The sequence below is a fragment of the Mesorhizobium sp. M1342 genome, assembly GCF_040317955.1.
Classification (GTDB): Bacteria; Pseudomonadota; Alphaproteobacteria; order Rhizobiales; family Rhizobiaceae; genus Mesorhizobium.
Genome location: NZ_JAMYLI010000003.1, coordinates 237,447 through 252,567, shown reverse-complemented (window position 1 = coordinate 252,567; position 15,121 = coordinate 237,447). Strand labels below are relative to the sequence as shown.

At 63.3% G+C, this 15,121-nt stretch carries 16 protein-coding genes; 3 read left to right on the top strand and 13 right to left on the bottom strand.

The annotated features are described in order from the left end of the window. Nucleotides 1-36: 36 nt before the first annotated feature. The gene (locus NKH06_RS04560; protein WP_352721965.1) at nt 37-2,163 is read left to right on the top strand and encodes a TonB-dependent hemoglobin/transferrin/lactoferrin family receptor; all 2,127 of its coding nucleotides are present in this window, start codon (nt 37-39) and stop codon (nt 2,161-2,163) included. A 2-nt stretch (nt 2,164-2,165) separates the two neighbouring features. Next, nucleotides 2,166-3,251, top strand: coding sequence for a siderophore-interacting protein (locus NKH06_RS04555; RefSeq protein ID WP_128303399.1), 1,086 nt, complete (start codon nt 2,166-2,168; stop codon nt 3,249-3,251). On the opposite strand, the gene NKH06_RS04550 is transcribed toward NKH06_RS04555, so the two are convergent. From NKH06_RS04550 to NKH06_RS04505, 10 genes are all read right to left on the bottom strand, one after another. Further along, the gene (locus NKH06_RS04550; RefSeq protein WP_352441197.1) at nt 3,212-3,670 is read right to left on the bottom strand and encodes an aconitase X swivel domain-containing protein; all 459 of its coding nucleotides are present in this window, start codon (nt 3,668-3,670) and stop codon (nt 3,212-3,214) included. The two genes, NKH06_RS04555 and NKH06_RS04550, sit on opposite strands and share 40 nt — an antisense overlap. Beyond that, complete coding sequence (locus NKH06_RS04545) at nt 3,667-4,917, bottom strand: aconitase X (RefSeq protein WP_352630454.1); 1,251 nt, start codon at nt 4,915-4,917, stop codon at nt 3,667-3,669. The genes NKH06_RS04550 and NKH06_RS04545 overlap by 4 nt, the downstream gene beginning before the upstream one ends. A gap of 238 nt (nt 4,918-5,155) precedes the next feature. Further along, entirely contained in the window at nt 5,156-6,220 is a 1,065-nt protein-coding gene (locus NKH06_RS04540; RefSeq protein ID WP_352630452.1) for an ABC transporter ATP-binding protein, read from the bottom strand. Further along, the gene (locus NKH06_RS04535; protein WP_352630498.1) at nt 6,220-7,008 is read right to left on the bottom strand and encodes an ABC transporter permease; all 789 of its coding nucleotides are present in this window, start codon (nt 7,006-7,008) and stop codon (nt 6,220-6,222) included. The genes NKH06_RS04540 and NKH06_RS04535 overlap by 1 nt, the downstream gene beginning before the upstream one ends. Next, nucleotides 7,008-7,871, bottom strand: coding sequence for an ABC transporter permease (locus NKH06_RS04530; protein WP_127317861.1), 864 nt, complete (start codon nt 7,869-7,871; stop codon nt 7,008-7,010). Before NKH06_RS04530 ends, NKH06_RS04535 begins: the two co-directional genes overlap by 1 nt. A 65-nt stretch (nt 7,872-7,936) precedes the next feature. Continuing rightward, on the bottom strand, nt 7,937-8,998 hold the full coding sequence (locus tag NKH06_RS04525) for an ABC transporter substrate-binding protein (RefSeq protein WP_128304631.1): 1,062 nt from the start codon (nt 8,996-8,998) through the stop codon (nt 7,937-7,939). 57 nt (nt 8,999-9,055) lie between these two features. Next, nucleotides 9,056-10,027 carry a PfkB family carbohydrate kinase gene (locus NKH06_RS04520; RefSeq protein WP_128304630.1) on the bottom strand — a complete coding sequence of 324 codons (972 nt, stop codon included), beginning with the start codon at nt 10,025-10,027 and terminating at the stop codon, nt 9,056-9,058. Next, a complete protein-coding gene (locus NKH06_RS04515; protein WP_023814057.1) occupies nt 10,024-11,064 on the bottom strand; it encodes an ADP-ribosylglycohydrolase family protein in 1,041 nt (346 codons plus the stop codon). The genes NKH06_RS04520 and NKH06_RS04515 overlap by 4 nt, the downstream gene beginning before the upstream one ends. 3 nt (nt 11,065-11,067) lie before the next feature. Further along, complete coding sequence (locus NKH06_RS04510) at nt 11,068-11,793, bottom strand: GntR family transcriptional regulator (protein WP_352892354.1); 726 nt, start codon at nt 11,791-11,793, stop codon at nt 11,068-11,070. Between the two features lie 217 nt (nt 11,794-12,010). Beyond that, complete coding sequence (locus NKH06_RS04505) at nt 12,011-12,304, bottom strand: DUF982 domain-containing protein (RefSeq protein ID WP_245482812.1); 294 nt, start codon at nt 12,302-12,304, stop codon at nt 12,011-12,013. Nucleotides 12,305-12,364: 60 nt separating this feature from the next. On the opposite strand from NKH06_RS04505, the gene NKH06_RS04500 reads away from it, so the two are divergent. Then, the gene (locus NKH06_RS04500; RefSeq protein WP_023814060.1) at nt 12,365-12,622 is read left to right on the top strand and encodes a hypothetical protein; all 258 of its coding nucleotides are present in this window, start codon (nt 12,365-12,367) and stop codon (nt 12,620-12,622) included. 282 nt (nt 12,623-12,904) lie between these two features. Here NKH06_RS04500 and NKH06_RS04495 read toward each other — a convergent pair whose 3' ends face one another. The 3 genes from NKH06_RS04495 to NKH06_RS04485 all read right to left on the bottom strand — a co-directional run bounded on the left by NKH06_RS04495 (nt 12,905) and on the right by NKH06_RS04485 (nt 14,929). Next, a complete protein-coding gene (locus NKH06_RS04495) occupies nt 12,905-13,060 on the bottom strand; it encodes a DUF3309 family protein (RefSeq protein WP_023814061.1) in 156 nt (51 codons plus the stop codon). A 251-nt stretch (nt 13,061-13,311) separates the two neighbouring features. Continuing rightward, entirely contained in the window at nt 13,312-13,917 is a 606-nt protein-coding gene (locus NKH06_RS04490; RefSeq protein ID WP_031213861.1) for a hypothetical protein, read from the bottom strand. Between the two features lie 376 nt (nt 13,918-14,293). Beyond that, complete coding sequence (locus tag NKH06_RS04485) at nt 14,294-14,929, bottom strand: methyltransferase family protein (protein ID WP_352758656.1); 636 nt, start codon at nt 14,927-14,929, stop codon at nt 14,294-14,296. Nucleotides 14,930-15,121: the final 192 nt, after the last annotated feature.

The following is a 15,121-nucleotide window of genomic DNA, read 5'->3' as shown; positions in this document are numbered from 1 at the left end:
CCAGCAGTTTTGCTTTTGCTTGGGGGCTGCATGACGATGACAACGACAACAAACACGACCTTGATGGCGAGCACCGCGCTCGCCTTCGTGCTCGGCCTCTGCGCCGTGCCTCTTGCCAGCGCGCAGGAACAGGACCAGGAGAAAAAGGCCGCCGCCAAGGCCGGCCGCCTGGCGCCGGCCAGTGCCGCGCAGAATCAGCCGGCGACGATGCTCGACGTGATCACCATCTCGGCGACGATGATCAAAACGGCGGTGATCGAATCGATGGCCGCCATCAGCGCCGTCGATCAGGACGAACTCGACCGCATTCAGCCCGACACAGCGGCCGACATCTTCCGCACCACGCCCGGCGTCGCTGCCTCGATGAATGGCGACGATCCCGCAACCGCCATCAACATTCGCGGCCTGGAGCAATATGGCCGCGTCGTCGTGACGCTCGACGGCGCCCGTCAGGACTATTGGCGCGTCGGTCATGGCTCTGGCTCGTTCTATGTCGAACCGGACCTGATCAAGGAAGCCACCGTCATTCGTGGCCCGGTGTCGAATGCCTATGGGTCAGGCGGCATCGGCGGCGTCGTCTCCTTCGAGACCAAGGACGCCGGCGATTTCCTCAAGAAGGACGAGCGCTGGGCGCTGAGCGAGAAGCTCGGCTACGAGGACAATGGCGACGGCTTCACCACCAGCACCACCGGTGCCTACCGCTTCAGCGACGATGCCGACATCATCGGCAACCTCATCTACCGCGACCGCGACAGCTACACCGACGGCAATGGCGAGACCGTGCCATGGACCGGCGAGCGGGTGACCAGCGGCTATCTGAAGACGACGCTGCGGCCGGCCGATGACCATGAGCTGAAGCTCGGCGCCATCCTGCAGCGCTACAACGACCAGATCACCGGATCCAGCGGCTCGACCTCGCCGACGCTGAGCCGCTACGACACCAACACCACCAACCAGACCTACACCGCCGCCTACACCTGGAAGCCAGACGACAACGAGCTGATCGACTTCAGCGCCAATGCCTACCACAACCGCACCCGCACCGAGCAGACGCAGGTCGCGCCTGCCTCAGGGATCGGCAATTTCCGTTTTTACGATGTCGCCACATCCGGCTTCAACGTGAAGAACTCCTCACGTTTCGACGCCTGGGGACTAGCACATACGCTGACCTACGGACTCGATTACTACTATCTCGAGGCCTCCTCGGAAGCGGCGCATTTCGGCGCTGGCGAACAGCAGGGCTATGGCGGCTTCCTGCAGTGGCAGGGCGATTACGAGGACTGGCTGCAGGTCATCACTGCGATGCGGTATGACGGCTACCAGCTCGATGGCGAAACGCGCATCCCGTCGCCGCAGGAAGCCTCGATCTCCGGCGATCGTTGGTCGCCGCGCCTCACCGTCGGCGTCACGCCATTCGATGGCTTCCAGCTCTATGGCACCTATTCCGAAGGCTATCGGGCGCCGGGCCTGCAGGATGTCTTCCGCGGCGGCGGCGCGCATGGCGGCGGCGATACATACCGGCCCAATCTTCTGCTGCAGCCCGAGACGGCGAAGAACTGGGAGGCCGGCATCAACGTCAAGTATGACGATGTTCTGACGGCGGGCGACCGGTTGCGCGCCAAGCTCAACGTCTTCCACACTGCCGTCGAGGATTACATCGACGTCGACCTGACCGTCCTGCCGCGCACCGCGATCAACATCGGCGACGCCCGGCTGAAGGGCATCGAGGCCGAGATGGTTTATGACTACAACTGGGGTTTTGTGAACCTTGCCGGCGCGTTGATCGACGCCAAGGTCGTCAGCGGCGTCTATTCCGGCCAGGCGCTGAACAACACGCCGCTCGACCGCTTCTCGGCCACCATCGGCTTCCGCATGCTGGAGGACCAGCTCACCGTCGGCGCGCAATATCTCAGCGTCGGCAAGATCACCCGCACCAGCCGCACCAATCCCAACGCCGTGCCGGTCGTCGATGACGGTTTCGATCTGGTCAACGTCTTCGCCAACTGGCGCGTCAATGACAACCTCAAGCTCGACTTCGGCGTCGATAACATCTTCAACACCGCCTACACCGACCCGCAAAGCGCATGGTCGACCTCGGCGGCAACCGAACAGGGCAAGGGCCGCACCTTCAAGGTGGCGCTCACCGGCAGGATCGGAGGCTGACAATGAGCCAAGCATCGGTGCGTGAACTGGCCTGTGAGGCACAGCTCAACCTGCGACATCTGCCCGATTACATGGACAGCATCAGCGACAGACTGCAGAGCTTCGAGGCCGATGCTTCGCATCAGGGACAGCGCATCGATTTCCGCTTTGCCTTCGGTGGCGCCTCTTTCGACATGGAACGGCTGGTGATGCGGGCCAATGCCGCCGACCGCGACGGGCTGGCCCGTATCAAGGACCTGCTGGCCACGGCCGTACAGGTCTACGCCAAGGAGGAAAATCCCGAGATCGTCTGGACCGGCGATCTCTCAGGCGAAACCAGCCTCGCTCAGTTCCGCGAGATGGTGGTGACGGATATTCGCGACCTCACCCCGCATATGCGCCGCATCCGGCTGGCCGGCGAGGATCTCAGCCGTTTCGCCAAATTCGGCGGCATGCATATCCGCATGCTGTTTCCGACCAGGGAGGTGCCCGATCCGCTGTGGCCGGTGCTCGGCGGCAATGGCTTGCCGGTCTGGCCCGCCGATGACCGGCGCCCGGTGGCGCGCGTCTACACCATCCGCGCGCTCGACGTGGAAAAGGGCATCATCGATGTCGACTTCCTGATTCATACCGGCGAGAGCGTCGGCTCCACCTGGGCCATGCAGGCAGCGCCCGGCATGAAGGTCGGCATCATGGGACCGGTCGGCCGTCCGGTGCGGCAGGCAGAATGGTATGTCTTGGGTGCCGATGAAACCGGCCTGCCGGCGCTGGCGCGGCTGCTGGAGACGCTGCCGGCCGAGACAAAAGGCGTTGCCTTCGTCGAGATCGCCAATGACGGTGAACGGCAGAAGATCGCCAACCCCACCCGCATCGAAGTGCATTGGCTGACACGGGATGGCGTGGCGGCGGGCGAGGACAGACGGCTGGCCGAGGCTGTCCGCTCGGTGGCGTGGCCGCAGGACGGTTCGGCCTTCGGCTGGTTCGCGGCGGAAGCCGCTGCCGCCAAGATCGTGCGCGAATATTGGCGCGACACGCTGGGACTTGGTCGCGATCAGACGCTGGCGGCTGCCTATTGGCGGCGTGGCTCTGCCGGATTGATGGCGGGGTGAACTCTGATGATCGGCCCGCCGTCTTTGCCGATGCCGATATCAATTTGATCACCGGAGACAAGGTTCGAAATATCGCACACCACCAGCGGCATGCGGATGTCATAAAGAAACTCGGCAACGATGGCGCCCACCGCCAGGATCGGGTCCGGCCGCTCCAGAAGAAGACCGGCCGGCGCCGTGCCTCTGCGGATCGCCTCGGCCAGCACCGAGGATGAAGACGATGAGCCGCGCCCGCTCGGCATGACCAAAATCCTGCCGGCGACATTTTGGCCGAGGCCGGGATGCGAATGGTCTGTTATGTCGCCGGTCTCGGCATCGATACCGCCCCAGAAGCTGAGGGGTTGCGAGAACACCAGCGCCTGGCCCTTGGCTTCGCCGGCCAACTGGAAGGTGCCGGTTCGTGCCACCGGTCGCGTCATGAGGCGCTCCGCACGACATGCCCGACGGCAGCGGAGCGGATGCAATCCTCCATCTCGGCAAAGGCGACGGACACGCCGATATTGCCCGGTGCATAATGCGCCCATTTGCCGGAATTGGTCATCACGACGCCGTCGAGGCGTTCCAGGATCGATGTGACATAGGTGCAGGTGTCGGCGACCGGGACCAGACCAAACGCCTCCATCCCCGCCAGCGCGCCCTCCTCCTGCAGTCGCGCCAAGGTCGCACGGCCCGTGTTGACGTAGATCGGGATGCGCCTTCCGGGTGCTGCCTCGCGCAGCAACGGCAACAGTCGCATCCACTCCTCATACGAAAAATGCGGCGTGCCGAGCGACACGGCCGCCACCGGCGCGCCATCCCGTACGCTCGATAGCCTGGCCAGCGCATGGTCGATATCGGCGCGGGTGATGCGGATCGTTTCGTCAGGCGCATGACCCTGGAACGCCTCATCGAGCGTCATCGCTTCCGGCGTGATGCCGACCGCATGGAACAGCGCCACAGCACCCGTCGTTGCAGCCGCCGCGCCCAGCGCCTTTAGCTGGTCCTCATCGCGCGGCTGCGGCAGACCGGCAATCACCGGAACGCGGTCGCCGCTCGCTTGCCCGATGAATAGCCCGACGCCGACGAAAAGGCTGTCGCTCGGCTCGCCGTCCGGAACATCCAGCTCAAATAGGATCCGGCCGCGCCGGTTCTCGCTCAGATGCAGACCCCAGGCCGGCGCGCGGCCGGTCATGGCGCAGCACAGATCGATGAAATCGCCATAGCGGTTGGTGCGCGCGCCGATCACCGAATTGGCAAAGACGATGGCGTTGGATTCGCCCCAGGCGATCTGCTCGCCGAACTCCGGCCTGAACCGCGTCTGGTAAGGTGCGCAGGTGAAGGTCGCCTGGCAGCCGAGCTCCAGATGCGCCTTCATCAGCCGCCGCGCCGGCACCTCTTCCGCTGCCGGCATCTTCACCATGCCGGGATGGATGAGGTCGAATGAGCCGACATTCAATGTCGTCGGCACCTGGACCCGGCCACCGCCTTCGACCAGCCGCTCGACGAAATCGAGCCCTGCCTTGCCGTGGTAGAGACAGCCATCGATATGGGCGCCAGTGATGTCGAGCAGACCGCGCGCCCCAACCGCATTGGAAAATGCGACGAGGATTTTCATGGCAGCGGCGGCGGACGGGCCCTGCTCGCCGTCGAGCATGGATCGGTCCTTAGCCGTCAATTCCAGCGTCATAGATGTGCTCCCGGCCCTATCTAGCCCGATGGAGGGACAGCACCCCCCTCTGCCCTGCCGGGCATCTCCCCCGCAAGGGGGGAGATTAGCCGTCATACCTGCTTTCGCAAATTTTCGACGTTGCAAAAAGGGCAGTGACGCTCAAACCGCCAATCTCCCCCCTTGCGGGGGAGATGTCCGGCAGGACAGAGGGGGGTGCGAAGGAACGCCAACAGTCCCTGCTATCGAACCGCGTCGACTAGTTTGCCGCAATCAGCACGGTGCTTTTCGGCGACCAACTGAGCATTACCTCCTGACCCTCGGCCAGTCTTTCGGCACCGGTGTTCTGCACGATGACCTTCAACGTCTGACCAGCGTGCTCGACAAAGTATGTGCTGTTGTTGCCGGCGAAAATGCGCTTGGAGACCTGCCCCTTGAGCATGTTGGCGTTGCCATCCGAAGCCCCGCCATCAATAGCAATACGGATGCGTTCGGGCCGCACCGCACAACTCGCCTTGGCACCAGCAGCAAGGCGAGCACCCGCGCCGGCGGCAATCGCCGTGCCGTCCGGCAGCCGGATGCCATCGCCCGTCGTATCGCCGCGAAAAATGTTGGCGTCGCCGAGGAAGGTGGCGGCGAATTCGCTCTTCGGCCGGTCGTAGATCTCCTCCGGTGGTCCTTCCTGCACCAGCCTGCCGTCGCGCAATATGCCGATGCGGTCGCTCATCGTCAGCGCTTCTTCCTGGTCATGGGTAACGAAAATGGTGGTGATGCCGATCTCGCGCTGGATGCGCTTGAGCTCGATCTGCATATCGACGCGCAGCGCCTTGTCGAGCGCGCCGAGCGGCTCGTCGAGCAGCAGCACGCGCGGCTTGGTGACGATGGCGCGGGCGAGCGCCACGCGCTGGCGCTGGCCGCCCGACAGCTGATGCGGCCGCCGCCCACCGAGCTTGCCGAGTTGCACCAGATCGAGCGCGCGCTGCACCTCGGTAGCGATGATCGCCCTGGCCTCGCCGCGCACCGACAGGCCGAAGGCGACATTGTCGGCGACGCTCATATTGGGAAACAGCGCATAGTTCTGAAACACCATGCCGATGCGCCGCTTTTCGACCGGCACCCGCTCAACGCTTTCGCCGCCGATGGTGATGCGGCCGGAATCGGGAAAATCGAACCCCGCGATCTGCCTGAGCAGCGTGGTCTTGCCGCTGCCCGATGGCCCGAGCAGCGCATAGAAGCCGCCATCGGCGAAATCGATAGAGACATCGTCCAGTGCCTTGTGCGCGCCGAAACTGCGCGAGACATCAGATACCTGCACGCCGGCCATTATTTCTCTCCGCCGAATTTGAAGAACCGCGCTGTCAGCAGCATCAGCGCCATCGACACGACAATGATGATGGTCGAGACCGCGTTGATCTCGGGCGTAAAACCCTTGCGGATCGCGGCGTAGATTTCGACCGGCAGCGTCGTCTGGCCCGGCGTCGCCAGGAAATAGGACACGACGAACTGATCGAACGAAACGGCAAACGCAAACAGCCCGCCGGCGATGACGCCGGGCATGATCCAGGGCAGCGTAACGCGCCTCGTCACCTGCCACTGGTTGGCGCCGAGCGAGCGCGCCGCCTCTTCCAGCTCCGGCGCGAAGGTCTGCAGCCGGGCCGAGACGACGACGATGACATAGGGCAGCGCCAGCGCGACATGGCCGAGCAGGATCGCATGCAGGCCGCGGCCGATGCCGACACCGAAGAAGAAAATCAGCATCGCCGTGCCGGTGATCAGCCACGGTATGGCGATCGGCGGAAACAGCATCGCCTGCAGGAACTTCTTGCCGCGAAATTCGTAGCGATAGAGCGCCAATGATGCAGCCGAGCCGAGCACCACGCAGATGATCGTGGTGATGACCGCGATCTCGACGCTGTTCCAGGTGGCCGCGATCAGCTGGTCGTTCTGCCACAGCGAGGCGTACCATTCGGTCGTCCATTCGAACGGCAGTTGGTAGAAGGGCGAGACATTGAACGACATCAGCGCCATGATGATGATCGGCAGATAAAGAAAGGCGAGCAGCATAAAGATGTAGAGACGGCCGAGCCATTCGAGGATGCGGGTCGTCACCATCACGCGGCCCTCCGCAGCACCGGCGACGCCACCGCCAGGATGACCAGCACCACCGCCAGCAGGATGAAGGAGAGCGCTGCACCGAGCGGCCAGTTGAACACGGCGACGAACTGGTCCTCGATGACCGTGCCGTAGAAGGTGCCGGTGCGGCCGCCGAGGATGCGCGGTTCCATGAACGAGCCGACGACCGGCACGAAGATCAGCGCCGCACCCGCGACCAATCCGGGCATCGACAGCGGGATGATCACCCGCTTCAGCACCTGCAACCGCGATGCGCCAAGCGAGCGCCCGGCCTCGATCAGCGAGTCGTCGATCGCCTGCAGCGTCAGATAACAGGTCAGCACCATGTAGGGCACATAGGAGTGCACCAGCCCGATGATGACGGCTGGATAGGAATACATCAGGTCGATGTTGATCTTGAACGGCAGCACCGCGTTGAGCGCGGTGTCGAGAATGCCGCCCTCGCGCAAAACCATCGCCCAGGAAAAGATGCGCACCAGCCCGTTCGACCAGAACGGCAGGATGACGAGCAGGAAGATCGCCTCGCGGCTGCGCCCCTTCAGCACCTTGGCGAGCACGTAAGCCGCGGGATAGCCGATGACGACGCACCACAGCGTCACTTCGAGGCCAAGCCGCAGCGAGGCCAGCAGCAGCGTCAGATAGAGGCTTTGCGAGAAGAAGGCGGCATAGTTGCCAAGCGTGAACGCCCACGGCTTTCCCGACAGCGGCAGCTCGGTCATGAACGAGAAGAAGACCATAGCGGATAGCGGCAGGAAGATCGCCACCGTCAGCCAGAGATAGGCTGGCGCCAGCAGCGGCAATGCCGATCTCAGCCCGCTTCGCGACGCTGTCGCAGCTGCCATGGTACCCTCCTCCCAGTATTGGAAGAACCAGCCGACGCGAACCGCCGGCTGGCCTGGCTGTGATCTTACTTCACGTCGACCTTAAGCTGCTGCCAGAGCGCCAGATAGGCTTCGCGCTGGGCGTCGGTGATCGGCGCCTGGAACTGGATGCGCTTGGCCACTTCGGGATCACCCATGACCTTGCGGTTGAAGGCATCCTCGGGCAGCGCTTCCACCGCCTTGGTGTTGGCGGAGACGGGAGCACCGACCTTGGTGACCCATTCGACGTAGAATTTCGGGTCGATCATGTAGTTGATGAAGGCCTCGGCGCCGGCGACGTTCTTGGCGCCGACCGGAATGGAAAACGCGTCGAGCCAGGCGACGGCGCCTTCCTGCGGCACGACCAGCGAGACCGGCAGCTTGAAATGCGTCTTGGCGCGATCGGCCGAGCCGCTCCAGTAGGTGCCGATGTCGATCTGGTTGGAGGCGACCATCTGGTTCCAGTCGTTCTCCGAGCTCCAGAAGGTCTTGATCTGCGGCATCAGCGAGGTCAGCTTCGTCTTGACCGCATCCATATCCTTGATGTCGTTGATGTTCTGGCCAGTGGCGATGGCGCCGAACTGCACCGCTTCAACGGCGTCGTCGCGAATGACGACACGGCCCTTGTGCGCGGCATCCCACATCTCGGCGATGCTCGTCGGCGGCTTGTCGAAGGATTTTTCGTTGATGGCGAGCGCCGTCAGGCCCCATACCCACGGCACGCCATAGACCTTGCCGTCGTGGACGAGCATCGGCGATCCCGCCTTGTCCTTGCTGATGTCGGCGTAGTTCGGCAGCTTGGAAACGTCGATCGGCTGGATCAGCTTGCCGTCCATCGCCTGGTCGTTGAAGGCGGCGTTGATCATGACGACGTCGTAGAGGCCGGGATTGGTCCGGATCTTGGTCAGCATTTCCTGTTCGGAATTGAAGAAATCGTTGACGACCTTGTTGCCGGTCGCCTTTTCGAAAGCCTCGACGGCCCACGGCTCGTCGGCGCCGTAGCCCTTCCAGTTGAGCACATGCACTTCGTCGGCCTTGGCGGCGAACGTGAGTGCGGAGGTAAAGACGGCGGTCGCCGTCAGCAGAGCAGTCAAGTCAGGCATGCGCATGGTTGGTTCCTCTCTGTGGGTTTGCCCGCTTCCCGGGCTTGTCAGGCTTTCCAGCTGTTATGCATTGGCCTTCTGTGTCCGGCCTGCTCCCGATGGGTCGGCGGCATGGCTCAGGAATGTCTGGATTTCGCGGTTCGTCGGCGCCGACGAGCCGCCATGGCGGGTGACCGAAATGGCCGCTGCAGCATTGGCATAGCGCGCTGCCTCGAAGGGCGGGATGCCGTGCGCCAGCGCGCTGACGAAACCGCCGATATGGGTGTCGCCGGCGCCATTGGTGTCGATGGCGCTGACGTTGAAGCCGGCAATGGTCTGCGCTGTGCCGTCGGCCAGCCTGATATGGCAACCCTTCGCGCCAGCGCGAATGATCACGCCAGCAGCCTTGGGGCAGTGGTCGGCGAGAAGTCGTGCCGCGAGTCCCTCGACATCGCCTGGGCCGGCAATCTCGGCGGCTTCCGTCGTGTTACAGCTCAGCCATGTGGTGCGGGCAAGCACCCGCGACAGGATGGGACGCGGAATGTCCGAGATGACCGGCGTCGGATCGAAGACGAAGGGAATATCTGCCGGAAGTGCCTCGATCCAATCGGTGAGCGCATCGCGGCTCTTGGGATAGCTTAGCGTGTAGCCGGAGGTGAACACCCAGTCTCCCGGCGCCACCGCGACCGGCGCCATCAGGTCGCGGCTGAGCACGCTCTCCGCCCCTGGCCACGACACGAAGGTGCGTTCGGCGTCGCTCGAAATCATGGCGACGCAGTTGCCGCTGTCCGTCAATGGCGATGGCGGCGTCAGCGTCGCGATGCCCTCGGCGGCGAAAGCGGCACGCAGGAAATCGCCATTGGGTCCGCTGCCGAGTTGGCCGCCGAACACCACCTGCATGCCGGTGCGGCTGGCCGCGACCATCATGTTGAAGCCGCCGCCGGCGACCTGGGCGAAGCTCGACGCCGTCTTTTCCATGCCGGGCGCCGGCAGGGCGTCGATGCGGTAGACATAGTCGACCACGGCACTGCCGACATGGACGAGACGGCCGCTCATTCCGCCGCGTCCTTGCCGGAACCGATTTTCGCCACCCTTGCTGCCACGAGGTCGGCGGCAAGCGCGCGAACCTCTGACATGTCGAGGCCGACAAGCCGGGCGATATGCTGTTGCGGCAATCGGGAAAAACCGCTGCAGGCGCCGGCCATGCCGGCGGCGATGGCGCCGATCGTATCGGTGTCGCCGCCGATATTGGCGCTGATGATAGCTGCTTGCCATGGGTCGCCACGGGCGACTTCCAGCACGGCGAAGGCCGCCGGGACGGATTCCTGGCTGGCGACGCCGGTACCCACCAGATCGGTGATCAGCCGAATGGCATCCCTGATCGCCTTGCCGCGCACGATGTCCTGCGCCCAGACGATACGCGCGGCGATGTCGCCGCCGGTGACCCAATGACCAAGCGTCGCCCCTCGCCTCGCCGCCGCGACGGCGCTGGCGGAAGCATCGCGCCAGCCACCGCCGGCGATGCCGCGGCTGACGGCAGCGGCAACGGCAGCAGCGGAAGCGATTGCGATCGAGGTGTTGTGCGTCGCCCGGCAGGTCTCCGCCACCTTGGCGACGAACGCCTCCAATGGTTCGAGCGGCATCATGATGCCGACAGGCCCGATGCGCATGGCCGCGCCATTGGTGTCGCCGCTGCGTCCCGCTTCCTCGGCCGGTACGCCATTGTTGATGGCGTCGATGGCCCGTTTGGTCGACGGCCCCAAGAGATCATAGCTGCCGCGCGCCTTGACCTCGCGCTCCCAGTCGAGCAGCGCATTGACCCAGCGCGCGTGGTCGAAACGGTCGCCGGATTCGACCAGGATGCGGCCGAGCAGCAGCGCCTGTTCGGTGTCGTCGGTGATGGTGCCGGCAGCCAGTCCCTTCGACACCGGATGATCGGCGAAAGGCTCGATGAAATCCTCGACATGGCCGTGGAGTTCGGCAATGCGAACCGGCGACAAAAGCTGCGTCGGCATGCCGAGCGCATCTCCCAGCGCTCCGCCGACAAGCGCGCCCATGGCGCGATCGATGGCCTTGCTGGTTGCATCCGACATCGCTCAGAACCTCATATGCAGCGCAAAATGTGCCGGGTTGAGCAGGCTGGTGACATACTCGATCGGCCGATCGTCAGCCGCACGCGTCAGCCGGCGGCCGCGCAGGAAGGGCGTGCCTTGTGGGCAACCGAGGATGGCCGCATCCTCGGCATTGAGCATCTCGATCTCGACCCATTCCTCGCCATGGCCGGGAATGAGGCCGGCGGCGCGCAGCGTCTGGTGCAGCGAGCCCTCGCGCAGTCCGCGCAACGGTACGTCCTCAAGCTCGGAGGACAATGGCAGCCGGCTGCGCTCGATGGAGATCGCATGGCCGTCGCTGGCGTTGGTGCGCACCCGGTCAACGGCAATGAAGAACGGGCTTTCGATACCAAGCAGCGCAGCCAGATCGGGGTCTTCGATGACCTCCAGCCGCAGCGTCCGCGTCTCGGCATTGGCGCCGGCATCGGCCAGCGCGCGCGACCAACCGATGGAGTCATCGACCGGCTTGCCGTCGAAGGTGACGAACGAGCCAATACCAACCCTGGTCGTGATCAGCCCGCGGCTGGACAGTTCTTCGAGGCCCTTGCGGACCGTATTGCGACTGACGGAGAAGCGCTGGACAAGTTCATTCTCGCTTTGCAGGCGGTCGCCGAAGCCGAGAACACCGGAGCGGATTTCATGTTCGAGAACGGTGGCGATCTGCTCGGGTTTGCCCGTACCGGGAGACAGTTGAACCGCGCGCCGCTTCATATAGGTACCTGTTCAGTGAACCTGTATAGTCCTGTTCAATATCTGGATAGAAATGCCGTGTCAACAGATGCCGGAAACAGGCCCAATGAACCCCGAATTTCGGATTGTCCGCAGAGCGCGCCGAACTGGCCGGTTGCCATGGCCCGGAAAAGCCGGTGAAAGACCGAGATCAACCAAGAGGATAGAGCCGATCCTTGATTCAATTTCACCGGGCAGGCTACGGGATCGACACCTCACGCGGCTCAACGAGAATGTCCGCCTCGATAGCGGCGTTGATGAACGCCGCCCTTGCCGCCGAGACTTCTTTCTTTCCCTCTAGCACGGCCAGACAGACCTTACGGGCAACCATATGCTTTTGCCCGGTTGCAACCGGCCAGCGGTTCAGCAGGATGTCGGCAGCCTGAGCGACCCGCTCCACGTTGAAGATCGAGTTTCGCGATCGGCCGAGCGCAATCCTGACCGGCTCATCGAAACGCTGATCTTGCACGATGCCACTCCCCAAAGTCGGCATTCATCGATTCGCGGCCTTCAACCCCGCGCAATGTGATAGGTTCCGCGACAAAGGTGCAAGATGTCCGATTCCAGTGGCCAGAAAAATCCCAGGCTGATCGTCGTGGTCGCGTTCGATCGCGGTGAGGATGGCGAGTTGTTCCCAGCCTTTGGACCCGCCGACCAGCAGAGCGAAGACCGCGCCATACGCACCGCCAGGGCTCTAGCGGCAAAGCATGCCGGCGTCATCGCCTGGAGCCGCGAGGCCGATCCGACGCTGGGCGAATACGGCCCGCCGAACACGCTCTTCGTCAGCGGCGACGTACCTGACATGGAATAGTCGACTGGCGTCAGCTTCTGGATGCCTTGCCCATAGGGTTTGATGCGAGCCGGTTTCCCCTCGCCAGCAAGCAAAAGCCCGCTACGGTGAACCGGAGCGGGCCTTGGAGGAGGACAAGGGGTGGGACCCTCTCCTCTTGTTTCCACGGGGGGGTGTGGACCGCAATGACCATACGAAAGTTTTGCAGAGTGCAGGATCACAAGCCGGCTTGCCTGCATCACAATCCGGTGCACGCCGATATTGGGGGCGCTCACGAGATTGCGATCAGTTGCGATAACCCGGCTAGATACGCCCGAGCACGACAAGCACGATGGCGATGAGCAGCACGAGCCCAAGGCCGCCGCCGCCATAGTAGCCGGTGCCGTAGAACGGACCGCCACCGAGGCCGCTGAGGCCGCCAAGCAGCGCAATGATGATCGGTATGGTTCCAAGACTCATAGCGATGTTCAAAGACGAGCGCTCCAAAGGCTCTACCGTTCCGCGCGATTGTGGCGGGCATCGCGTGCGGAAGAGGTCTGCCGGCAACAGAAGCGGCCATCCAGATGATGGCAACCAGAATTTGATTCCGGCACGCCTGTGGACGCAGAAAGCCCGCCAGCGTGGCGGGCTTTCCTACCGGCCGGAGGCCAGGAGAGTGCGGTCGAGCCTCACGGCTGATTCGGCACTTCCAATCCCCGGCCCCTCCAGTATCAGCGACGAGCGATCAGGAGGCAGAGTTGCCGTAGATCGCGGTCGTAGGCGCCTTCGCTGCTGAGCACGTCGACGCAGCGCTTCTTCATTCGCGCCACGTTGCTATCCGACATCTGGGCCACGACACCCGGCAGGCTCGGCCTGCTGGGGTTTGACGGATTGGACGGATTGCTCGGGTTCGACGGATTGCCTGGATTGATGCCGCCACCAATACCCACGCCGACGCCGCTCGTCCCGCCTACATTGGCGCCAAGGCCGGCCGTAATGCCGCCAGACCCTCCGATGTTGGCGCCCGCGCCGGCATTGATGCCGTTGCTGCCGCCGACCGAAGCGCCGAGACCAGCATTGACACCGCTCGAGCCGCCAACATTGGCACCGGCACCGGCATTTACACCACCGCTGCCGCCGACCGAGGCGCCCACTCCGGCACTGATGCCGCCACTGCCGCCAACGGAAGCCCCGACACCGGCATTGACGCCGCCGCTACCACCCACCGAGGCACCAACGCCAAGGCCGATTCCCGCAGCATTGGCGGGCAGGGAAAGAGCTAAAATTACCGCACTACCCGCCAACATATTGGCGACTGTCTTGATGGTGTGAGCCATAACACTCTCCTGTTGTCGTTGCGCTAAAGCAATTGGCGAGAGGCCGATTGCAAGATCAACTACGCGAGGTGGTGAATTTCAGTTTCAGAGAGAGAATACTGAACCTGAGGCGTGGTGTACATCAACAAAATTTCTGAAACAAAATGATATTAAAGTTTGAATAATTGTTCTTTACACGAACAATTCGTAAGGCATTGGCGATCGGACGTTACTCTGCTCCATGCCGCACACCGCGCTGGACATGGATAGGCCTCTCGCAAGATCAGCAAGACCGCCGCGATGATTGCAAGTGGCCAGAGTCTATCGGCGGCCGGATGCGGGAGTGAGAGAGTGCAAGCGTGATTGCAGGCCGAACGATTCTGCGCCGGCCCGCTTGTCAGACGATCCCGTAGAACAGCCTGTAGTGGGCGCGCTTCATATAGTCCCGGTATTCCGGCGTGGCGGCTAACAGCGCCTCTTCGCGCAGGATGCGATGAACCTGGAAGAAGGTGATCGCGGCGTAGACAGCAAGATTGTAGAAGGAAAAGGCCGACAGCAGGAACAGGACATGACCGGCAAGGTATCCGGCATAGATCGGGTGCCGCACCAGGCGGTAGGCACCGTCGGTCATCACGCCGCGATTGCCTGGCAGAATGGCGAAAGAACGCCCTAGCGATATCTTCCCCCAGATCACGAACCCCAACGCCAGGACTTGCAGCGGCGCAGCGGCATAGACCGGGATGATGGCCACGCCCGGTTGCAGGTCGATGAAGCCGACACCGAAGCTGGCGACCACCGAAACAACCACCGTCAGCGGGTTCCAGTCGCGTACCTGCGGTCGCCGCGACAGAAGCAGCCAGGTAAAGGTCAGGATCTCGGAAATTGCCACCAGCGCCACATTGATGCGGGTCGGGTCGAGCATCAGGTGATATACGCCGCGGTAGACGAACATGCCCGCGAAGGCCAGCGCGCAGATCCGAAAGAAACCTTCGCGCAAATCCACCAGGATTTCGCGCTTTCGGGCTGCGGACAAAATCCTGCCGTCACTGACGTGCGAAAGCGCCTCGCTTTTTGATATGAGCAATGCAAACACCCCGATGATCCCTCGAGGCGACCTTTGCACGCAACCATTGCCGGGCAGTTAATCAACAAGATCAGATCGGTGTTTAAACTGGCTGTCGGGGAGCCAGGGTGCCACATCCAGACGACCCTGCTCCACGCGGTC